Genomic DNA, 19,728 nt, shown 5'->3' with positions numbered 1-19,728 from the left:
CCTAGGCGTCGGGGGTCGTCTCGGCGTAGTAATCGGTGATGTGGTGGTGGATGGCGCTCTGCGCGGCGGTCACGTCAGAGCGGCTGATGGCGGCGACGATGCCGCGGTGCTCGCCGCGGAGCCGTGCGGCTGTCGCATGCCAGTCGGCGACGGCGGCCGCGCCCGCGAGCGCGTAGCCCTCGATCGCCGAGCGCAGGCCTGCCATCGTCGCGACGACGACCTGGTTGCCCGCGGCCTCGGCGAGGCTCAGGTGGAACTCGGCGTCGAGCGCGAGGAACTCGGCGGGAGTGAGGGCTTCGTCCTCCATCGCGTCGAGCAGGGCCTCGGCTCCGTCGAGCGGGGCGGATGACGCGGCGAGACGACCCGCGACGGATGTCTCGAGCAGTAGTCGAGTGGCGACGACGTCGTCGACGGGAAAGCCCTGGGCGGCGACCTGGAGTCGCATGAGCACCGACATTCCGCCGCGGGGAGTCGCGATGATGATGGCGCCCGCGTTCGGGCCGGAACCGGTCTGCGTGCGCACGAGCCCGAGCACTTCGAGGGCGCGTACGGCCTCGCGCACGCTCGAGCGGCCGACGCCGAGGTCGAAGGCGAGCATGCGCTCGGGAGGCAGGTGATCGCCGGGCTTCAACTGTCCGTCGAGGAGAGCGCTTTCGATGTGGGAGAGCACGACCTGCCAGGCGCGCGGCGACGTCTCTGTCACGCTCCACCCTCGCTTCCTGTGGTCAGACCACACCGTCGCACGAGACTCTACCCTGTGGTCAGACCACATTCAAGCGGGGGTACGGGGTTTCGTGGCGCGCGCGATCGCGGCATGCTGGGGGTCATGAGCGGATACTCGAACCCCGAACGGCCCGACGAACGCTTGAGTACAGCGGAACGCGACGCCGCGGTCGGCCACCTCGCCGAAGCGCAGTCGGCCGGTCGCCTCACCGCGGCCGAGTTCTCGGAACGATCGGCGGCCGCACGCGCGGCGGTGACGCGCGCCGATCTCGTGCCCCTCTTCGCCGACCTCCCCGAGTCGGCGCCCGCCGAGGCTCAGCTGCCGCCCGCCGGGGCGATTCCCGGAGCGGGTTTCACCTCGGGCCCGGGTGCGCCGTACGGCTACGGAGATGCGTCCGTCCCGTCATCCGGTCGGGGCGGCACACGAGCGCTCGGCGGTGCCGTCGGGGCGACGATCATGGCGCTCGTGCCGATCGTCGCGTTCGCGCTCTTCATGATCTTCGGCTTCGTCGGGAGCTTCACCTGGTCGTGGGTGTTCTTCCTGCTGGTGCCGATCGCGGGCATCGTCATCTACGGCCCGGGCTCGGCGGAGCGACGCTCGCGCTGACTCTGGGGTCAGGTCCGGGGGTCGGGCCTGGGGGTCGGGCCTGGGGCTCAGGCCTTGGTGTCGGGCCGCAGCCGCATCATGCGCGACGATGACGACTCGTCGAGCTCGACGCGCGCCGACTGCGACTTCACGAATCCGCTGAACGACGAGAACCCGAGGGCGCGCTCTTCGAACGTCGGGTCCATGCGGAGCATCTGGTTCTTGACGGCGCCCGAACCCTGCCACTCCTCGTCGTTCTTCGCGACACCGAGACGGATAGCCCGTTCGAGAAGATCGCCCGCGGCATCCTGCGCCGAACGCTCCTTGCGCGTCTTCGGGGCGCGCTTGCTCGGCTCGGAGTCTGTCGTCGGAGCGGGCGAGGCGGCCGGCAGCGGCTCGACGCCGGGCAGGGCGTCGTACGAGGCGAACTCGTTGCAGGCCGAGGCGAGGGCACGGCTCGTCGCGCCGGCGACACCGATGCCGATCACGTAGCGGCCGAGCACCTTCGCGCGCTGCGCGAGCGAGATGTAGTCGGAGTCGCCCGCGACGATCACCACGTGCGTGAGGTCGGGCAGGCGCATGAGGTCTTCGATGACGTCGACGGCGAGACGGATGTCGGCGCCGTTCTTCATCGAGGCGACGACGGGGAAGAGCTGCACGAGGTCGACCGCGCGCTCGACGAGCTGCTTGCGGTAGTTCGCGTTGATCGGTGCCGACCAGTCGGCGTAGGCGCGACTGATCGCGACCGTTCCGAACGACGAGGCGTAGTCGAGCACCGCCCCGAGGTCGACCGTCGCCTCTTCGACGCGTTTGCCGAGGTCGTCGGCCGGCTTCGCCCCGGTCGTCACGCTGCGGGCGCCGTCTTTCTGGAAGGCGCCGCGGCGGTGCACCTGGTCGTATCGGGAGATGACGATGTTGTCGAAGTCGATGTAGACGGCGACACGTGCTTCGGCTGATCCGTTCATGGCGGCCCTTCTCGCTGGCTTCGATCCTACGGGGCGCCCCTGACACGGGGCCTGTCAGTTGTTTACACCGGCAACTTCCGCATGATTCCGCGGTTCGAACTTCATGCGACACGCGGTGACTGCAAGCGCTATCATCGTCGAAGTGGGCCGCGCGCGGGCCACGACAACCCTGAGGAGGAACTCGTGGGCATCGCTGATGACGTCGCCACGATCCGCACCCATGGGTGGCGCACGATCGCCGTGCTCGTCACCGTGATGGAGTCGGAGATCGAACGCGCCCTCGGTGCCGCCGTCGGTCTCTCGCTCGTCGAGTACACGGTCATCGATGTGCTCGGCCGCCACGACGTGCCCGTGCGCATGCGCGACATCGCCCTCGAGGCCGGTCACAGTCCGAGCTCGACGACGCGCCTCGTCTCACGGCTCGAAGACCGCGGCTTCGTCACGCGCGTCGCGGCGAGCGACGACCGGCGCGGGGTCGCGAGCGAGCTGACCGCCGAGGGGCGCCTGCTGTGGGAGACATCCCGCCCCCTTCACGACGAGATCGTCGCGAGCGTGCTGCGCGAGGCCGACGTGCGCCGCGATCTCGCGCCCGTCGCCGACGCGTTCCGCGCGGTCGGCGCTTTCTAGGCGCGCTGCGTCGCTCGCGTCGCTTTGGTGTCGCCCTCGTGTCGCCGAGAGGTCGATCTGACGGGGTGCGGGGCGCGCGCGACTGTGCGCGATTGACCTCTGGGTGCGGGGGGGGGCGAGCGGATGGCGGCGCCGAGCTCATCGAAAGGGCGATCTGACGCGGTGCGGGGCGCCCGCGACCGTGCGGGATTGACCTCTCGGTGCGGGGCGAGCGGATGACTTCGACGAACTCATCGAAAGGTCGATCTAACGCGGTGCGGGGCGCCCACGACCGTGGGGGATTGACCTCTGGGTGCGGGCGGGCGAGCGGATGACGGTGCCAAGCCCATCGAGAGGTCGATCTGGCGGGGTGCGGGGCGCCCGCGACCGTGGGGGATTGACCTCTCGGCGCGGGTGGGCGCGCGAGCGGCGCCGGGAACCTAAGCCTTGCGCCGGTCGCGGAGCGCCTTGAGGGCGAGCTGCACCGCGGCAACGACGAGGAGTGCGGCGAAGAGGTACGACGAGACCGCGGGCGACATGAGGAACGCGAGCCACACGCCGGCGAACGATGCCGCCGTCGCCGCGACTCCGACGATGAGGCCGGCCCGCAGGTCGACGAGCCTGCCGCGCACGTTCTGGACGGTGCCCGTGATCGACGTGGGGATGAGCATGAGGAGGCTCGTGCCCTTCGCCGTCAGGTCGCCCATGCCGAAGATCGTCATGAGCGCCGGCACGGCGATGACGCCGCCGCCGATGCCGAAGAGGCCCGAGGCGAAGCCGATGAGCAGGCCGAGGAACACGAGTCCGACGCCCGCCCAGACCGAGTAGTCGAGCGAGCCCTCGGCGCGCGGCGGCAACAGGATGAGCATGCGCACGGCGATGAGCAGGACGAATCCGATGAACAGCCAGCGCAGCCATCCGAGGGGCAGCTTCTTCAGCAAACGGGTGCCGGCCCAGCTGCCGGCGACGCCGCCGACGGCGAGCAGGATCGCCGCGACGTAGTCGATGCGCCCTGCGGCGAGGTAGGTGATCGAGCCGACGATCGCCGTCGGCACGATTGCGGCGAGGGATGTCGCGGAGGCTCGGCGCTGATCCATGCCGGCGAGCGTCACGAGCAGCGGGACGATGAGGATGCCGCCGCCGACGCCGAACGCGCCCGAGAGCACACCGCCGATGACGCCGACGATCGCGAGAATCCACCAGGATTCCCGGGCGGACACGGGCTCGGTCACGGGATTCGACACCCGAGAAGCCTACGCCGCGCGGTGCCGACGGCGGATTCCCACGGTTTGTTTGACAGATGGTCTGACCATAGGTACCGTGTTCACATCGTGATGGTCTGACCATTGACCCAAGGGTCCGGTCGCCTCGATCCGGAGTCATACAAAGGAGTACACCGTGAACCTCTTCACGCTCATGCAGCAGCGCACCGCAGAGGCAGGCCCCATTCGCGTGGGCGTCATCGGAGCGGGCAAGTTCGCGTCGATGTTCCTCACGCAGGCGGTCGGCAGCGACAACATCCACGTCGTCGGAGTCGCCGACATCGATGTCGCGAAGGCCCGCGCTGCACTCGCCCGCACCGGTTGGCCGTCGGCACGCTACGCGGCGGCGAGCGTCGACGAGGCGCTCCGCACGGGAGGCACGGCCGTCGTCTCCGACTCGCTCCAGCTGCTCACGAACGACCGCGTCGAGGTGATCCTCGAGATCACCGGAAACCCGCTCGTGGGCACGTACCACGCCGTCACCGCGATCGACCACGGCAAGCACGTCATCATGGTCAATGTCGAGGCCGACTGCATGGTGGGCCCGATCCTGCAGCGTCGTGCCCAGGCCGCGGGCGTCATCTACGCCATGGCCTACGGCGACCAGCCCGCCCTCATCTGCGAGCTCGTCGACTGGTGCCGCACCGTCGGGTTCGACGTCGTCGCCGCGGGCAAGGGAACCAAGTACCTGCCCGAGTACAACTACTCGACGCCCGACACCGTGTGGAACTACTACGGCTTCACCGACGAGCAGCTCGCGTCGGGCGACTACAACCCGAAGATGTTCAACTCGTTCCTCGACGGCACGAAGTCGGCGATTGAGATGGCCGCCGTCGCGAACGGCACAGGACTCATCCCGCAGGAGGAAGGGCTGCTCTTTCCCGCCGCGAGCAAGGACGATCTGCCCACGGTCTTCCGCGAGAACCGGTTCGAGGGGGGAAGCCTCACGCGTCGCGGCACGGTCGAAATCGCGTCGAGCATGTACCGCGACGGAACCGAGGTGCCCGACAACCTGCGCTGGGGCGTCTACGTGACGTTCGAGGCGACGACCGACTACGCCGTGCAGTGCTTCCAGGAGTACGGCGTTCACACCGACTCGACCGGCCGCTACGGCTCGCTGTATCGCCCGTACCACATGATCGGCCTCGAGCTCGGGGTCTCGATCGCCGCCGCGGTGGTCCGCGGAGAGGCCACCGGAGCGCCGACCGGCTTCCGCGGCGACGTCGTGACGACCGCGAAGAAGGACCTCCGTGCCGGCGACACGCTCGACGGGGAGGGCGGATACACCGTCTTCGGCAAGCTGGCGCCCGCCGCTCGGTCGCTCGACGTGCACGCCCTGCCCCTCGGTCTGGCTCACGGTGCCAAGCTCATCCGCGATGTGCCCCGCGACCAGACGGTCACGTGGGACGACGTCGAGGTCGACGAGACGCAGTTCGCCGTCCAGATCCGTCGCGAGCTCGAGGCCGAGTTCCGTGCCGAGCACGCCGCCGCCCTCTGATCCACGGTCTGACCGTCTGACTACGGAAACTACGATGGACGAACAACACGCCACGCGTCGTGGCGATGGGCGACCGGAGGAGCAGATCCGTGGGGACGACGAGCGATCCGTGGGAGCCGGTGCAGCGCATTCGCACCTACGAGCAGGTCATGGCACAGATCGAGGAGCGGATCCTCGACGGGCGGCTGAAGGCGGGCGACCGACTGCCGAGCGAACGCGAGCTCGCGATCTCGCTCGGAGTCTCGAGGCCGTCGCTGCGGGAATCCCTGCGCGTGCTCGAGGCCCTCGGGATCGTCGAGATCCGGCGGGGCGGCGGGCCGGACGGCGGCGCAGTCCTCGTCTCGACCCCCGGCGACGGGATGGTCAACCTCCTCAAGCTGCAGATCGCTCTGTCGCACTTCAGCTGGAGCGACGTGCTCGAGACGCGCCTCTCGCTCGAGGCCTGGAGCGTGGAGGAGGCCGCTTATCGATCGAATGACGACGATCACCGCGCCCTCGCCGAGATCCTCGACCGCATGGATGACCCGGGCATCGACTCCTCGGAGTTCAACAGTCTCGACGCGGCCTTCCACATGCGGATCGCCGAGTCCACCGGCAACGCCCTGACCGCCCACTTCATGGGATCGCTCCGCACGGCGATCCACCGGCAGATGGTCGAGGTGTACGCGAATCTCGACGACTGGCGCGAGACCGCTCGCACGGTCCGAGCCGAGCACCGAGAGATCTTCGACGCGATCGTCGCCGCAGACGGTCCACGAGCGAGCGAGCTCGTCACCCGGCACATCGCCGACTTCTACAACATCGACACGCAGAGCGGGAGACAACCCCGGGCCTGAAGGTTCGGCTCCCGCGCTGGAGGCCTCGACTGGCTTCATCATCAAGGGAGATATGAACCGACATGACGACCATCACCAACGAACGCGCGCAGCGCGCTGAACACGGATCGCCCGACAAGCTCCGCACCGCCATCGGCAGTGCCGTCGGTACGACGATCGAGAACTACGACTTCCTCGCGTACGGCACCGCAGCCGCGCTCTACTTCAACACCGTCTTCTTCCACGCCGAAGACCCCGTCGTCGGCGTCCTCCTCGGCTTCGCGACATTCGGGATCGGCTTCGCGATGCGCCCGCTCGGCGGGCTCATCGGCGGGTACCTCGGTGACAAGATCGGCCGGAAGCCCGTTCTCGTCGGCGCCCTGCTGCTCATGGGCATCTCGACCGTGCTGATCGGTGTGCTGCCGACGTACGCGCAGGTCGGCATCCTCGCGCCGATCCTCCTGACGCTCATCCGCGTCATCCAGGGCATCGCCTTCGGAGCCGAGTGGGGCGGCGCGATCCTCATGACGTTCGAGCACGCACCGTGGAAGAAGCGCGGTCGGTACACCGCGATCCCGCAGGCGGGCGTTCCGCTCGGCCTCCTCCTCGCCAACCTCGTGTTCCTCTGGTCGAGCAACCTCGACAGCGAGCTCGCGTGGCGCCTCCCGTTCCTGCTGTCGGCCGTGCTCATCATCGCGGGCCTCATCATCCGCGCCAAGGTCTCGGAATCGCCCGAGTTCGTCGACACGAAGACCGCGGGCCTCGTCGTGAAGAACCCGCTCATGGAGGTCTTCAAGAACGACTGGCGCACCATCCTCCGCGTCATCGCCCTCCGCCTCGCGGAGTCGGGCGGCTTCTACGTCATCGTGACCTACATGCTGTCGTACCTCACGACCGGCGACGAGCCCATCACCGACCGTGCCACGGCGCTCACCGGCCTCATCATCGCGGCCTGCATCGGTCTGTTCACGACGATCCTCTTCGGAGCGCTCTCCGACAGGATCGGCAGGAAGCCGGTCTACCTCGTCGGCACGCTCGCCCTCATCGCCTTCGCCTTCCCGATGTTCCTCCTCGTCAACACCGGGGTGCCGTACCTGATCGTGTTCGTCTACATCATCGGGATGTCGATCATCCACGATGCGCTCGCCGGAACGCAGGGGGCCTGGTTCTCCGAGCTGTTCAACACCAACACCCGATCATCGGGCGCATCGGTCGGCTACCAGTTCTCGGCCGCCATCTCGGGCTTCATCCCCCTCATCGCGACGGCGGTCGCCGTTCCCCTCGGATGGGGCGGTGTCGCGTGGGTCTACATGGCATGCGGCGCTCTCGGCCTCATCGGCACCCTCGTGACGCGTGAGACGTGGGGCGCGAAGAACCGTGCCGCGGTCGACGCGGTCATCGCCAGCCGCTGAACGACCGGCCGCTCAGGCCACGTGCGGGCGGGGTGAACCCGCCCGCACCTCCGACCTCTGAAGGAGTCACACCCATGAAAACCATCGTCCTCGACGACGACCCGACGGGTACGCAGTCGGCATCGGGCGTCACCGTGCTGCTCGGCAGCGACGTCGACATCCTGACCGAGGCTCTGCGCACGGTCGACTCCGTCTACGTGCAGACCAACAGCCGTGCATTGTCCGAGGGTGAGGCCGTCGAGCTGGCGCGCCGCATCCTCGCCGATGGCACCGCCGCGTGCGAGCGCCTCGGCGAGCCCGTGCGCTTCGTGTTGCGCGGCGACTCGACCCTCCGCGGCCATGTCTTCGCCGAGACCGAGGTCTTCCTCGACGACGACGGCGTGATCCTCTTCGTGCCCGCGTTCCCCGACGGCGGCCGCACCACGCGAGACGGCGTGCACTACGTGCGCGTCGCCGGGGTCGACGTTCCGGCGCACGAGAGCGAGTACGCGGATGACCCCGTCTTCGGTTTCGGCACGGGCGTGCTCGTCGACTACGTCCGCGAGAAGTCGGGACGGCCCGCGGTTCCCGTGAGCCTCGACGTCGTCCGTGACGGCGGCCTCGGAGCGGTGCTCGCCGCAGCCCCCGCGGGAAGCGTCGTCGTGCCCGATGCCGTCGACGCCCGCGACATCGTCGCCATCGCCGACGCGGTCGATGCTGCGCTCGCCGAGGGTGCGCGCGTCGTCGTGCGATCCGCCGCGCCGTTGGCGGCCGCGCTCGCGGGTGTCGCGAGCACGCGACTGCTCGACACGCCGCTCATCCCGACCCCGCAGCCGGTGCTGCTCGTGTGCGGTTCGCACACGCACGGAGCCACGGCTCAGCTCGCGCCCGTCGAGGCGGCGTGGGGTGCGGCATCCGTCATCGACACCGTGCGCGCACTCGAGGCGCCCGGGGATGCCGGCCACGATGCGAGCCGGGCGGCGGGCGATGCGCTCGCGAGCCGCGGCCTCGCGATCCTCGCCACCGAACGCGCGCGTTCGGCCGAACACGACACGCTCGCGCACGGCGAACTCGTCATGACGGCGCTCACGACCGCGGTCCGCGACCTCCTGCCCCACGTGGGCGTCGTCGTCTCGAAGGGCGGCATCACCTCGGCCGACGTCGCTCGGATCGGGATCGGGGCGACCTCGGCGACCGTCGTCGGGCAGGTGCTCCCCGGCGTCTCGGTCTGGACGATGACGTCGTACGATGGCCGGGAGATCCTCTACGTCGTCGTTCCCGGCAACGTCGGTGAGCCCGACACCCTCGTTCGTGTGCTCGCCGCCCTCGGTCTCGAAACGGAGAGTGCGGCATGAGTGTTGTGGTCACGGCGATCTTCGTGCCCCGCGATGGGCAGAAGGACGATATGGTCGCCGCCATGCGGCGGGGGATCGAAGCGGTTCACGGTGAGGACGGCTGCGAGCTCTACGCGATCCACGACGCCGAGGACGGCACGATCACGATGATCGAGAAGTGGACGTCGCGCGAGGCGCTCGCGGCGCACGCCGAGGGTGATCCCGTCACGCTTCTGAACGCCGACATCGCCGAGCTCATCGCCGAGCCGGTGCGCGTGACGCTGATGGACGCGATCCCCGTCGGCGACGCGGTGCGCGGCGCGCTCTAAGACGCCCGCGCCGACCGGCGACCGCCCTACGCGCGAGACGCCCCGAGCACGGCGGTCACGAAGCGGGCCGCACCCGCCTCGTCGACGGTCTGCCGGCTGAGCGCGCGCAGGATGAGCGAGCCGACGAGCGCCTCGCCGATCTCGGCGAGTGGGGCGTCCGCCCGCAGCTCGCCGGCGTCGATCGCACTGCGGAGCCGGTCGGTGAGCGACGACTCCATGCCGAGGCTCGCGTGCAGGCGTTGGCCGACCTCGACGTTCTCGGCCGCGGCGGCGATGAGCGAGCGGAGCAACGATTCGCCCGCGCGGTCGAGCACGCGGAAGATCGTGGCGATCCACGACGTGAGGTCAGCCCGCACGTCACCCGTGTCGGGCAGAGTGAGCTGGTCGGGGAGCAGACGCCGCTCGAGCAGGCAGTCGGCGATGAGTGCGCCCTTCGACGGCCACCAGCGGTAGATCGTCTGCTTCGAGACTCCGGCCTCGGCGGCGACGCCCTCCATGGTCATGTGGTCGTAGCCGCGGGTCGCGAAGAGCCGCGCGGTCGCCTCGAGTACCGCGATGCGAGCGGCTTCGCTGCGCACGGGACCCTGACGGTGGTCGGACATCTTCACATCTTATGGACATCTTCGTAGACGAGACGTTGCGTATGATCTAACCCGACCGTCTCGAGAGGACATCTGTTGGCCGAGCTTCTGTACCGTCTGGGAACCTTCTCCGCGAGGCGCATCGGCGTCGTCATCGGCGCGTGGTTCGCCGTGCTCGCTCTCGCCGTCGGCGGGTTCCTCGTCGGCTTCGGCGGCCTCACCTCGAGCTTCGACGTTCCGGGCACGGCATCGGGCGACGTCATCGAGGAGCTGCAGGAGCGCCTGCCCGAGTTCAGCGGCGCATCGGGAACCGTCGTGCTCACGACGACCGACGGCGAAGCCTTCACCGACGAGCAGAAGACGGCGATCGGCGAACGGATCGCCGACGCGCGAGACCTGCCCGACGTCGCCGACGTCATCGATCCCTTCACCTCCGAAGTGCAGCGCGCCGATCAGGCCGCGCAGCTCGAGGACGGCCGCGCACAGCTCGACGCCGGCGCCGCCCAGCTCGAAGCGGGCCAGGCCCAGCTCGACGCGGGTCGTGAGCAGCTCGCCGCCGGTCAGGCCCAGCTCGACGGCGCTCGCGCTCAGGCGGTCGCCGCCGGCACCCCCGCCGACATGCTCGGAGCATTCGACGACCAGCAAGCCGCTCTCGACGCGCAGGTCGCCGCTCTCGACGCGCAGCAGGCGCAGATCGACTCGTCGCGTGACGAACTCACCGTCGAGAGCACCCGGCTCGAACGCGGAAGCGAACTGCTGAGCCTCGCCTCCGGCATCCGTCTCGTCTCGGACGACTCGTCGGCCGCACTCGTCAACGTCGCCTTCACCGAACCGCGCCTCGAACTCTCGGAGGAGTCGAAGCAGGCCGTCATGACGCACTTCGAGTCCGACCCGATCGACGGCGTCGAGGTCTCGTTCTCGACCGACATCGCGCAGGGCGTTCCCGAGATCTTCGGTGTCGGCGAGGTCGTCGGCGTCGCGATCGCCGCCGTCGTGCTGCTCGTGCTCCTCGGCTCGGCGCTCGCCGCCGTGCTGCCGCTCCTCACCGCCATCATGGGCGTCGCGATCGGCGCCGTGAGCGTGCTCGCGTTCTCGGGCGTCGTGCAGATGGCCTCCGTCACCCCGATGCTCGGTGTCATGCTCGGCCTCGCGGTCGGCATCGACTACTCGCTCTTCATCATCAACCGGCACCGCAAGCAGTTGCTGCAGGGCGCCGACGTGCACGAATCGATCGGGCTCGCGAACGGCACCGCGGGCAACGCGGTGGTCTTCGCCGGTGCGACGGTCATCGTCGCCCTCCTCGCCCTCAACGTCACGGGCGTCCCCTTCCTCGGCCTCATGGGCACGGCGGGTGCCGTGAGCGTCGCGATCGCCGTGCTGATCGCGATCACGCTCACCCCGGCCCTTCTCGGACTCGTCGGCATGAAGCTCCTCAGCCGTCGCGCGCGGGCGCGCATCGGCCAGGACCCGGCGACGGATGACACGGCGAAGCGATCCCGTCCGAAGCGCGAACTCCGCCCCATGTCGACGCTCCGCGCGATCGTCACCGTGCTCGCGAGCGCCGCCGTGCTGCTCACCATCGCGATCCCCGCTCTCTCGATGCGCGTCGGCCTGCCCGACGGATCGTCCGAGGCGGAGGACTCGTCGTCGTACCGGGCGTTCACCGTCATCGAGGACCAGTTCGGCGCAGGCTCGAACGGCACGCTGCTCGTCACCGCGACGCTGCCCGACGGCCTCGATGAGGACGGCGTGCTCGAGAACCAGGTGCTCGTCGCCCAGACGCTCGCCGACCAGACCGACGTCGTCGCCGTCGCGCCCATCGCGGTCTCCGACGACTCGTCGCTCGCCGCCTTCCAGGTCGTGCCCGTCGAGGGGCCGAACAGCCTCTCGACCGAACGCCTCGTCGTCGACCTGCGTGAACTGTCGACGCTGCCCGACGGGATCGAGCTCGGCGTCGCCGGTCAGGCCGCGATCAACATCGACATCAGCGAGGGGCTCGCCGACGTGCTGCCGCTCTACCTCGCCGTCGTGGTCGGGCTGTCGCTACTCATCATGATCCTCGTGTTCCGGTCGCTGCTTGTGCCGCTCATCGCGACGGGCGGGTTCATCCTGTCGCTCTTCGCGACCTACGGCGCCGTCGTCGCGGTGTTCCAGTGGGGCTGGTTCGGCGAGGTGCTCGGCCTCCACAGCACGGGACCGATCCTGAGCTTCCTGCCCGTCATCCTCGTCGGCATCCTCTTCGGACTCGCGATGGACTACCAGCTGTTCCTCGCGACGGGAATGCGGGAGGCGTATGTGCACGGGTCGTCGGCTCGGCTCGCGGTCGTGCAGGGCTTCCGCGCCGGTCGCTCCGTGGTCATCGCCGCGGCGCTCATCATGGTGTCGGTCTTCGGCGGGTTCGTCTTCTCGGAGGCGACGATCATCCGCTCGATCGGCTTCGGCCTCGCGTTCGGTGTGCTGCTCGACGCATTCGTCGTGCGCATGCTGCTCATGCCCGCGATCATGCACCTGCTCGGCAGGTCGGCGTGGTGGATGCCGCGGTGGCTCGACCGTCTGCTGCCCGACGTCGACGTGGAGGGCGCGAAGCTCGAGCGTCGTCACCCGATCGCGTAGGGCGCGCGTCCTCACCCCGCCCGCCGGCGCTCGGCCCATCCGGGTTTGTCGCTGCGCCCGTCCGGATTTGTAGGGGAAACGGCCCTGCGTAGGCGATGTGCGCGACTTATCGCCTTACTTCGGCGCTTTCCCCTACGAACGTGAGGGCGCGTGAGAAGGTGATCGGGTGAATGACGACCGCACGCGAACGCGACGCCTCATCATCGTGCTGTCGCTCGTCATCATCGCGGTCGGCCTCGTCGTCACGAGCGGTGTGCTGGGCCTCATCTTCGACCCTTGAGGTGACCTGCCCTCGTCATCCGATCGCGGAGGGGACGGCGGCGCGGGCCGCTCGCGCCGACAGTTCGGCGAACGCGTCGATGAGTTCGGGAGGCTCGACCACGTCGAGCTCGGCGTCGAAGCGCAGGAGTGACGCCGCGAGCGCGATCCACGACCACGACCCCGCCGTGAGCCGGGTACGGTCGGGGCCCGCGTCTTCGACGATGCCGTCGCCCGCGAACGGCAGCACCTCGGCAGCGGGGCGGTGAAGGATGACGGTGCCGGTGCATGGCCACGCGGTCGACGTCGATCCGCGGAACTGTGCCTGGAGATAGGCCGCGACGTCGTCGGTCGGAAGAGCTCGCGGCTCGAAGCGAGGCCCCGTCGGCGTGCGGGGCGTGAGTCGGTCGACGCGGAAGGTGCGCCACGCGTCGCGATCGCGATCCCACGCGACGAGATACCAGTGGCCTGCGTGGGTGACGAGGTGTTGCGGCTCGACGCTGCGCGAAGGTCGATACGCGCCGTCATCCGTCGCCTGCACGGCGTAGTCGAACCGCAGCACCTCGCGCGCACGGATGGCGCTCGAAATCGTCACCAGCACCTCGGGCTCGACCCGCGCGCGATCGCCGTCCGCGCGGGGCACAGCCGTGAACTCGAGCGCGTCGAGGCGATGCCGCAGTCGCGAGGGCATCACTTTCTTCACGGTCGTGAGAGCCCGGAGCGATGCGTCCTCGATGCCGACGCCCGAGACGGTCGCCGACCGCAACGCGACGGCGATCGCGACGGCCTGATCGTCGTCGAAGAGCAGCGGCGGCAGCTCGGAACCCGCTTCGAGACGGTAGCCGCCGTCGGGGCCCATGGTCGCCTCGATGCGATATCCCATCGCTCGGAGGCGTTCGACGTCGCGCCGCACCGTTCGATGACTGATGGCGAGGCGATCGGCGAGCACCGCGCCGGGCCAGTCGCGCCGCATCTGCAGCAGCGACAGCAGCGTGAGGAGGCGCGAGGTCGTGTTCACGTGTTCGATGCTAACCACGGTCGAGGACCGAAACTGTCCTGCATACCTGTGAGTGTGGGTCTCGCCGGGACGAGCCCGGCTCACGACCTCTGAGGAGCACCCATGAGCATCACGACAACGACGCACCTGAACTTCGCCGGAACCGCCCGCGCGGCGCTGGAGTTCTACCACGAGGTCTTCGGCGGCGAGGTGACGATCGCGACGTACAGCGACTTCGGCATGCCCGCGGATGCGCCCGGCGCCGACGGGGTGGTCTTCGGCCAGGTCGTCAGCGCCGATGGCTTCCGAGTGATGGCCTACGACATCCCCGGCGCGGTGTCGAACCCGGCGGATGACGCGGGCACGACTCGACGCGAGAACGGCGTCACACTCACCGATGCGGCCTTCTTCGTGTCGGTTCGAGGTGAGAACCTCGCCGAGGTCGAGGGCTACTGGTCGGCCCTCGCCGAGGGCGGTTCGATCGTCGAAGCGCTCGCCGCCTCGCCGTGGAGCCCGGGCTTCGGCATGCTGACCGACCGCTTCGGGGTGACCTGGGTCATCGACGTCGCCGCTGGGTAGGGGGTACGGACCGGGGAGGCGGCGAACACCGTCTCCCCGGCCACGCTTGCGGTCACTGCACGGACTCCGGGAGGCCGAAGCGGGCGAACAACCGAGCATCGAGGAACGAGTAGATCGACGCGATCCGGTCACCACGCGGCACGAGCACGGTGATCGACCAGGGTCGGTGCTTGGGGTTCTCGCCATCGCCGAGGAAGAACGCGACCGCGGGGTGACCGTTCGCGACGAGCAGTCGTGTGCGCCAACTCGGGCACTGCGTCATCGGCACGGCCTGCGCGAACGCGGCCACCGCGCGTCGCCCCTCGTACCACTCGGCCAGGGGAGGCATCTCCCACGTGACATCGGGCGTGAGCAGGTCGACGAACCCGTCGAGGTCGGCGTCGGCGAGGGCTGCCGCGAAGCGTCGAGCGAGAGCGACCGTCTCGGAGGATGCCGGAGGAGCAGCTGTCTCGGAACCCGATCGTTCCCCGAGCGCCCGACGTGCTCGCGCGAGTGCGGAGTGCACGGAGGCCGTCGTCGTCGACATCATCTCGGCGACCTCGGGAGCGCTGTATCCGACCACATCGCTGAGGAGGAAGGCGGCGCGCTGGTTACCATTCAACCGCTGGAGTGCAGCGCTGAAAGCCAGCTCGATGGTGTTCCGACGCTCGCTGGCATCGACCGGATCGGGGTAGGGAGTGATCCAGCGCACATCATCGTGCGGTGCGAGGTGTGCCGGGCCGACCTCGGTCGAGGGCCCGAGATCGACCGGGAGTGCGCGACGCCCGCGCGACGTCGACGCGTCGATGCACACACGGGTCGCGATCGTGTAGACCCAGGTGCGCACAGAACTCCGGCCGTCGAACCGTTCGAAGGACCGCCACGCGCGTAGCAGTGTCTCTTGCACTGCGTCATCCGCGTCGAAGGCGGAGCCGAGCATCCGGTAACAGTGGGCGTGCACCTCGCGCCGGAGGGGGTCGACGACTCGGCCGAACTGCTCATCGAGCGACTCGTCGCGGGTTTCGGCGAACGAAATCTCGGTCATGCGACGATTCTGCCCGGTCTCGGCAGTCTCACTGGGTGAGAGTTCTGTACAAAGGAGAAAGCCATGACACGCGAACCGACCGCGCTCGACCACACGTTCACCGCTCGGATCGGGGTCGAGGTGAAGGGCGAGACCTGGGCCTGCGTCGAGATGCCCGACTCGGCCGCCTTCTTCGGCACGGGTAGGGCGGTGCGCGTCGATGCGACCGTCGACGACGTCGACCTCATGAACGTCGGGCTGATGGTCACCGGTCGAGGAGGGCACATGCTCTCGCTCAATGCAGCCACGAGAAAACGCCTGGGCAAGGACATCGGCGACGTCGTCACCGTCCACCTGTCACGCCGGCTCAGCTGAGCGGAGTCGGCCGGTGCTGTGAGGGCACCGGCCTCCCGCGCGGCTCTCGCGATGCGCTCGGGGCCGCGCGTCGACGTACCCTGATGAGGGATGACGGCGACGGGAGAGTGCTGATGACGGAATCGGGCGACGGGCGACGGGCGTCGCTGACGGCGATGATCGCCGATGACCCCGGGCGGTTGCGGCGGCGCAGCATCTCGCTCGGCGTTCCCCTCGACGATGCCGACGACGTCGCGCAGATCGCCCTGCTGCGCGCGTGGCGCTCGATCGAGCACCTGCACGCTCCCGAGCCTGGCCAGATGTGCGCGTGGCTCGACACCATCGCGAGGAACGCGGCCATCGACCTCGCCCGCCAGCGATCCCGCCGGCCCGCGGTGGCGCTCGATGACGACGTGGCCGACACCCAGAACGTCGTCAGCGACGTCGAGATGCGGGTGATCCTCGACGGCGCCCTCGAGGCGCTTCGTGCGCTGCCCGAGACGCTCCGCGAGCCGCTGCTCCTGCATACCGTCGACGACCTCTCGACGGCAGAGATCGCCGATCGGCTGGGCCTCACACCCGCGACCGTGCGCCAGCGCATCGCCCGGGGCCGCAAGGCACTCGCCGCATGCAAGCAGTCGGGTATGTCAGATCGGGCCGAGAACCCGGCATCCTGACCGTTCGAAAAAAATCGGATGCGGCATGTCACACATTCCGTTTCACAGCGTCTTTCTCCTTAGAGGCCCGCACCGTGCCGGCCCGGATGGAAGGACAACCCATGACTGTGACCGCTCTCGACCAGCTCAACGTCGCGTTCGCCGATCGTTTCAACGCGCGTGACCTCGACGGACTCGTCGCGCTGAACACCGACGACGTCGTCTTCGTACCCGCTCCCGGCACGCCGGTAACCGGTGCGGAGGCCGTGCGCGGCGCGCTCGAGCAGTTCCTCGGACTCAACCTGCCGATCACGATGACCGTGCGCCACGTGTTCCAGTCGGGGAACACCGGCCTCGCGATCGCGGACTGGACGATCACCGGAACGGCCCCCGACGGCTCCGAGATCAACCTCGCCGGCACCACGGCCGACGTCGCCGTCTTCGACGAGCAGCACGGCTGGCGCTACGCGATCGACAACCCCTTCGGCACCGCCTGATCGGCGGTTTCCGCACGGGTGGGGTGGCGTCGTGCGCGCCGCCACCCCGCCGTTCTCCCCTGATATTTCGAGGCTGAGCGAGTGCTCGCCTCGTGTCTCTCCCCAGAAGGAGTTGTTATGAAGGTCTTGATCATTCCCGGAAGCGCCCGCCCCACGACTGCCGGCACCGAGCTCGTTCGCTTCATCGAAGCGGAGCTCGCCGCACACGAGGGCGTGTCCGTCGATGTGGCCACTCTCGACGACATGACGCTGCCGTTCGTCGACAGCCCGATCGTGCCGGCCTTCGACGGCTACACGATCACACATGATGCGGTGCAGAAGTGGACCGACAAGGTCGATGAAGCGGATGCCTTTGTGTTCGTCGTGCCCGAATACAACGGTGGAATGACCGGGCTCCAGAAGAACGCGATCGACTGGGTGTACAAGCAATGGAACGGCAAGAGCGCCGTCGTCGTCACCTACAACTGGTACGACAAAAAGAGCGCCGTCGAGGTGTTTCAGAACACCTTGCGCGTGATCCAGGTGAACATCATCGAGCCGGTGGTGGGCCTGAAGTTCGGCGAAGAGCTCGCTCCCGATGGCGCAGTGGCCGACGAGTCGGCGCTTCGCGCGAAGATCCAGCACGCCGTCTCTGCGCTCTTCGCGGCTGAGCGCGCGGAGGTCTGAGATGTCGAAGCCCCGCATTCAGGTGGAGTTCTTCCACGACGTCATCTGCAGTTTCTGCTTCCCCATGTCGTACCGCATGCGTCAGCTCGTCGAGAGCATGCCGAACGTCGACATCGTGCATCGGTCGTTCGCGCTCGTGTCGGAGCCGCGCGACTTCGACCGCATGTTCGGCTCGCGCGAACGTGCGAAGGGCGAGATTCTCTCGCACTGGCGCGCCGCCAACATGAACGACGATCTGCACCGCTTCAACATCGTCGGCATGCAGAACTCCGACTTCCCGTTTCCGACATCGTTGAACGGGCTCCGCGCCGCGAAGGCGGCCTGGTTCGTCGGCGGCGAAGCGGCGTACTGGGATGCGTTCGATGCCCTGCAGGCCGCGTTCTTTATACAGAGCAAAGACGTCGGGGATGACGGTGTGATCCGTTCGGCGATCGCGGGCTCGGGTATCAATGTCGACGCCTGGTCGGCGCATTACGAATCGGACGCCGTCGCCGATGCCGTGACGGCTGACCTGTCGCGAGCCGCGCAGTACGGGGTGCGCGGCGTGCCCGCACTCGTGGTGAACGGCGAGCACCTCATCTCGGGAGCCCAGCCGCTCGCGGCGCTGAAGGACGCGCTCACGAGAATCGGCGACGAGATGCCCGACGAGGCATCCGTCGGCGTCTGCACTCCCGATGGATGCTGAGAGCCGAGAAAGAGAACCTATGGAGACGCTCCTCGTCGTAGCCCTTGCGGTCGCCGTGGTGGCGATGGGCCTCGTGGCCGGGTACGTGTTCGCCTACGGCAACTCGGTCATGTCCGGACTGCGAAGCGCGGATGATCGAACGTTCGTCGTCGCTAGCCAGAAAATGATCACGGCGGTGCCCAATCCGATCTTCATCGGCCTCAGCAACCTGCCGGTTCTCGCGTTGGGCGCTGCGTTGATCGCCGGGGCGCTGTCGGGGGCGGGATGGGTGGCGATGCTGCTCATCTCGTCGAGCCTGGCGCTCTACGCAGCGACCCTCGGCATCACGTTTCTCGTCAACGTGCCGTTGAACAATGCCCTGCTCTCAGTCGGAACAGCTGTTGTGGAGCTCGCACAGGCGCGGTCGGGATTTGAGGAGCCGTGGACGCGAGCCAACGCGTGGCGTTCGGCGACCGCCGTCGCCGCCGTCATCACCTCTCTTGTTGCGCTGGTACTTCTTTCATGAGGAGTGCTGGCGCGGCAGCCGAGGAAGTGCCTTCGATCTCGGTGGTCGCGGGATGATCCGGCGGGAGCAAGCAGCCGTCGGGGCCGCAGATTCCGTCGGCACCCGCCGCGGTGAGTAGCTGAATGTTGTCGGTCATGCGGCGGATCGTTCTTCCCAGGCCGTCTGCAGGGCGTTGACGATAGCTTCAACGCTCTGGGCGCCGGACATGCCGTACTTGCGGTCGATCACGAGGAAGGGAACCCCCTGCGAGCCGAGCGCGAGTGCTTCGGCGTGGTCTTCTTCGACCTGGCCGCGGTAGCGCTGAGCACTCAGGGCCGCTCGTGCGCCCTCGGCATCGAGCCCGAGTCGCGGTGCGAAGGCGGCGAGTTCGTCGGTGGTCCAGATCTCTGCCCTCTCCGCGAAGTTCGCATGGAAGAGGAGGTCCCAGGCCTCACGGTGCATTCCCTGCTCGGTCGCCCACGCGAGGAACTCGTGTGCAGCTGTTGTGTTGCCGATGGTGTTTCCCATCACGTGATACGCCTCGATGCCGTCAGCCTGAGCGATACCCTCGACCCGCGCAGCGAGCTGTTCGACCTGAGCTCGCGGCACCCCGCGCTGTTTCGACATGTACTCAGTGAATTCGAACCCTGTGCCGTCAGGTAGATCGGGGAGCAGGCGGAAAGATCGATGCACCAACTCGATCTCTCCGATTGGAGCGAACTGAGCCACTGCCTCGTTGACGCGCTTATTCGCGATCCCGCACCACGAGCAGACAATGTCGGCCCACATCTCAATCTTCATCGGATGTCCTTTCGTCGATCGAGTCTAACATCCGAGTCCGGATGA

General features: G+C 68.4%; 22 protein-coding genes. 15 read left to right on the top strand and 7 right to left on the bottom strand.

What is annotated here, in order from left to right:
* Position 1: 1 nt before the first annotated feature.
* Positions 2 to 703 (bottom strand): FadR/GntR family transcriptional regulator, encoded by a 702-nt coding sequence (locus tag BJ972_RS10615; RefSeq protein WP_129172470.1) that lies wholly within the window; start codon positions 701 to 703, stop codon positions 2 to 4.
* A 123-nt stretch (positions 704 to 826) separates the two neighbouring features.
* On the opposite strand from BJ972_RS10615, the gene BJ972_RS10610 reads away from it, so the two are divergent.
* On the top strand, positions 827 to 1,330 hold the full coding sequence (locus BJ972_RS10610) for a DUF1707 SHOCT-like domain-containing protein (RefSeq protein WP_164989865.1): 504 nt from the start codon (positions 827 to 829) through the stop codon (positions 1,328 to 1,330).
* Positions 1,331 to 1,377: 47 nt separating this feature from the next.
* Here the strand turns inward: BJ972_RS10610 and BJ972_RS10605 are convergent, their stop codons facing one another.
* Positions 1,378 to 2,274: an NYN domain-containing protein gene (locus BJ972_RS10605; RefSeq protein ID WP_129172472.1), complete on the bottom strand. Its 897-nt coding sequence runs from the start codon at positions 2,272 to 2,274 to the stop codon at positions 1,378 to 1,380.
* Positions 2,275 to 2,457: 183 nt separating this feature from the next.
* Here BJ972_RS10605 and BJ972_RS10600 point away from each other — a divergent pair, with 183 nt between their 5' ends.
* A complete protein-coding gene (locus BJ972_RS10600; protein WP_129172473.1) occupies positions 2,458 to 2,901 on the top strand; it encodes a MarR family winged helix-turn-helix transcriptional regulator in 444 nt (147 codons plus the stop codon).
* 419 nt (positions 2,902 to 3,320) lie between these two features.
* Here the strand turns inward: BJ972_RS10600 and BJ972_RS17695 are convergent, their stop codons facing one another.
* Positions 3,321 to 4,124: a sulfite exporter TauE/SafE family protein gene (locus tag BJ972_RS17695; RefSeq protein WP_241830700.1), complete on the bottom strand. Its 804-nt coding sequence runs from the start codon at positions 4,122 to 4,124 to the stop codon at positions 3,321 to 3,323.
* Between the two features lie 154 nt (positions 4,125 to 4,278).
* Between BJ972_RS17695 and BJ972_RS10590 the strand changes: the two genes are divergently transcribed.
* The 5 genes from BJ972_RS10590 to BJ972_RS10570 all read left to right on the top strand — a co-directional run bounded on the left by BJ972_RS10590 (position 4,279) and on the right by BJ972_RS10570 (position 9,509).
* The gene (locus BJ972_RS10590) at positions 4,279 to 5,640 is read left to right on the top strand and encodes an NAD(P)H-dependent oxidoreductase (RefSeq protein WP_129172474.1); all 1,362 of its coding nucleotides are present in this window, start codon (positions 4,279 to 4,281) and stop codon (positions 5,638 to 5,640) included.
* An 89-nt stretch (positions 5,641 to 5,729) separates the two neighbouring features.
* Positions 5,730 to 6,476, top strand: a complete 747-nt coding sequence (locus BJ972_RS10585) for a FadR/GntR family transcriptional regulator (protein ID WP_206736462.1) — start codon at positions 5,730 to 5,732, stop codon at positions 6,474 to 6,476.
* A 62-nt stretch (positions 6,477 to 6,538) separates the two neighbouring features.
* On the top strand, positions 6,539 to 7,867 hold the full coding sequence (locus BJ972_RS10580) for an MFS transporter (RefSeq protein ID WP_129172476.1): 1,329 nt from the start codon (positions 6,539 to 6,541) through the stop codon (positions 7,865 to 7,867).
* 74 nt (positions 7,868 to 7,941) lie between these two features.
* Positions 7,942 to 9,201, top strand: coding sequence for a four-carbon acid sugar kinase family protein (locus BJ972_RS10575; RefSeq protein WP_129172477.1), 1,260 nt, complete (start codon positions 7,942 to 7,944; stop codon positions 9,199 to 9,201).
* Positions 9,198 to 9,509 (top strand): putative quinol monooxygenase, encoded by a 312-nt coding sequence (locus BJ972_RS10570; protein ID WP_129172478.1) that lies wholly within the window; start codon positions 9,198 to 9,200, stop codon positions 9,507 to 9,509. Before BJ972_RS10575 ends, BJ972_RS10570 begins: the two co-directional genes overlap by 4 nt.
* A 26-nt stretch (positions 9,510 to 9,535) precedes the next feature.
* Here BJ972_RS10570 and BJ972_RS10565 read toward each other — a convergent pair whose 3' ends face one another.
* Complete coding sequence (locus tag BJ972_RS10565) at positions 9,536 to 10,111, bottom strand: TetR/AcrR family transcriptional regulator (RefSeq protein WP_129172479.1); 576 nt, start codon at positions 10,109 to 10,111, stop codon at positions 9,536 to 9,538.
* 75 nt (positions 10,112 to 10,186) lie between these two features.
* Between BJ972_RS10565 and BJ972_RS10560 the strand changes: the two genes are divergently transcribed.
* On the top strand, positions 10,187 to 12,703 hold the full coding sequence (locus BJ972_RS10560; RefSeq protein ID WP_129172480.1) for an MMPL family transporter: 2,517 nt from the start codon (positions 10,187 to 10,189) through the stop codon (positions 12,701 to 12,703).
* 295 nt (positions 12,704 to 12,998) lie between these two features.
* Here BJ972_RS10560 and BJ972_RS10555 read toward each other — a convergent pair whose 3' ends face one another.
* Positions 12,999 to 13,979, bottom strand: coding sequence for a helix-turn-helix transcriptional regulator (locus tag BJ972_RS10555; RefSeq protein ID WP_129172481.1), 981 nt, complete (start codon positions 13,977 to 13,979; stop codon positions 12,999 to 13,001).
* Between the two features lie 102 nt (positions 13,980 to 14,081).
* On the opposite strand from BJ972_RS10555, the gene BJ972_RS10550 reads away from it, so the two are divergent.
* Positions 14,082 to 14,537 (top strand): VOC family protein, encoded by a 456-nt coding sequence (locus BJ972_RS10550; RefSeq protein WP_129172482.1) that lies wholly within the window; start codon positions 14,082 to 14,084, stop codon positions 14,535 to 14,537.
* A gap of 52 nt (positions 14,538 to 14,589) precedes the next feature.
* Here BJ972_RS10550 and BJ972_RS10545 read toward each other — a convergent pair whose 3' ends face one another.
* Positions 14,590 to 15,561, bottom strand: a complete 972-nt coding sequence (locus tag BJ972_RS10545; protein ID WP_129172483.1) for an RNA polymerase subunit sigma-70 — start codon at positions 15,559 to 15,561, stop codon at positions 14,590 to 14,592.
* 63 nt (positions 15,562 to 15,624) lie between these two features.
* On the opposite strand from BJ972_RS10545, the gene BJ972_RS10540 reads away from it, so the two are divergent.
* From BJ972_RS10540 to BJ972_RS10515, 6 genes are all read left to right on the top strand, one after another.
* Entirely contained in the window at positions 15,625 to 15,915 is a 291-nt protein-coding gene (locus BJ972_RS10540) for a DUF1905 domain-containing protein (RefSeq protein WP_129172484.1), read from the top strand.
* 113 nt (positions 15,916 to 16,028) lie between these two features.
* Positions 16,029 to 16,571 (top strand): RNA polymerase sigma factor, encoded by a 543-nt coding sequence (locus BJ972_RS10535; protein WP_206736463.1) that lies wholly within the window; start codon positions 16,029 to 16,031, stop codon positions 16,569 to 16,571.
* A 101-nt stretch (positions 16,572 to 16,672) separates the two neighbouring features.
* The gene (locus tag BJ972_RS10530) at positions 16,673 to 17,047 is read left to right on the top strand and encodes a YybH family protein (RefSeq protein WP_129172486.1); all 375 of its coding nucleotides are present in this window, start codon (positions 16,673 to 16,675) and stop codon (positions 17,045 to 17,047) included.
* 117 nt (positions 17,048 to 17,164) lie between these two features.
* Positions 17,165 to 17,713 (top strand): NADPH-dependent FMN reductase, encoded by a 549-nt coding sequence (locus BJ972_RS10525; RefSeq protein ID WP_179419944.1) that lies wholly within the window; start codon positions 17,165 to 17,167, stop codon positions 17,711 to 17,713.
* A gap of 1 nt (position 17,714) precedes the next feature.
* Positions 17,715 to 18,398, top strand: coding sequence for a DsbA family oxidoreductase (locus BJ972_RS10520; protein ID WP_129172488.1), 684 nt, complete (start codon positions 17,715 to 17,717; stop codon positions 18,396 to 18,398).
* A gap of 19 nt (positions 18,399 to 18,417) precedes the next feature.
* A complete protein-coding gene (locus tag BJ972_RS10515) occupies positions 18,418 to 18,903 on the top strand; it encodes an anthrone oxygenase family protein (RefSeq protein WP_164989866.1) in 486 nt (161 codons plus the stop codon).
* A gap of 132 nt (positions 18,904 to 19,035) precedes the next feature.
* Here BJ972_RS10515 and BJ972_RS10510 read toward each other — a convergent pair whose 3' ends face one another.
* Entirely contained in the window at positions 19,036 to 19,683 is a 648-nt protein-coding gene (locus BJ972_RS10510; RefSeq protein WP_129172490.1) for a DsbA family oxidoreductase, read from the bottom strand.
* Positions 19,684 to 19,728: the final 45 nt, after the last annotated feature.

Origin of the sequence: Agromyces atrinae (assembly GCF_013407835.1) — a bacterium.
Taxonomy (GTDB): domain Bacteria; phylum Actinomycetota; class Actinomycetes; order Actinomycetales; family Microbacteriaceae; genus Agromyces; species Agromyces atrinae.
This window is presented reverse-complemented; position numbering and strand designations above follow the sequence as displayed.

Coding starts and splice junctions, on each gene's coding strand:
- BJ972_RS10610 (WP_164989865.1), top strand. CDS start 827: ATGAGCGGATACTCGAACCCCGAACGGCCCGACGAACGCTTGAGTACA.
- BJ972_RS10515 (WP_164989866.1), top strand. CDS start 18,418: ATGGAGACGCTCCTCGTCGTAGCCCTTGCGGTCGCCGTGGTGGCGATG.
- BJ972_RS10540 (WP_129172484.1), top strand. CDS start 15,625: ATGACACGCGAACCGACCGCGCTCGACCACACGTTCACCGCTCGGATC.
- BJ972_RS10605 (WP_129172472.1), bottom strand. CDS start 2,274: ATGAACGGATCAGCCGAAGCACGTGTCGCCGTCTACATCGACTTCGAC.
- BJ972_RS10525 (WP_179419944.1), top strand. CDS start 17,165: ATGAAGGTCTTGATCATTCCCGGAAGCGCCCGCCCCACGACTGCCGGC.
- BJ972_RS10565 (WP_129172479.1), bottom strand. CDS start 10,111: ATGTCCGACCACCGTCAGGGTCCCGTGCGCAGCGAAGCCGCTCGCATC.
- BJ972_RS10535 (WP_206736463.1), top strand. CDS start 16,029: ATGACGGAATCGGGCGACGGGCGACGGGCGTCGCTGACGGCGATGATC.
- BJ972_RS10570 (WP_129172478.1), top strand. CDS start 9,198: ATGAGTGTTGTGGTCACGGCGATCTTCGTGCCCCGCGATGGGCAGAAG.
- BJ972_RS10550 (WP_129172482.1), top strand. CDS start 14,082: ATGAGCATCACGACAACGACGCACCTGAACTTCGCCGGAACCGCCCGC.
- BJ972_RS10545 (WP_129172483.1), bottom strand. CDS start 15,561: ATGACCGAGATTTCGTTCGCCGAAACCCGCGACGAGTCGCTCGATGAG.
- BJ972_RS10575 (WP_129172477.1), top strand. CDS start 7,942: ATGAAAACCATCGTCCTCGACGACGACCCGACGGGTACGCAGTCGGCA.
- BJ972_RS10580 (WP_129172476.1), top strand. CDS start 6,539: ATGACGACCATCACCAACGAACGCGCGCAGCGCGCTGAACACGGATCG.
- BJ972_RS10510 (WP_129172490.1), bottom strand. CDS start 19,683: ATGAAGATTGAGATGTGGGCCGACATTGTCTGCTCGTGGTGCGGGATC.
- BJ972_RS10530 (WP_129172486.1), top strand. CDS start 16,673: ATGACTGTGACCGCTCTCGACCAGCTCAACGTCGCGTTCGCCGATCGT.
- BJ972_RS10520 (WP_129172488.1), top strand. CDS start 17,715: ATGTCGAAGCCCCGCATTCAGGTGGAGTTCTTCCACGACGTCATCTGC.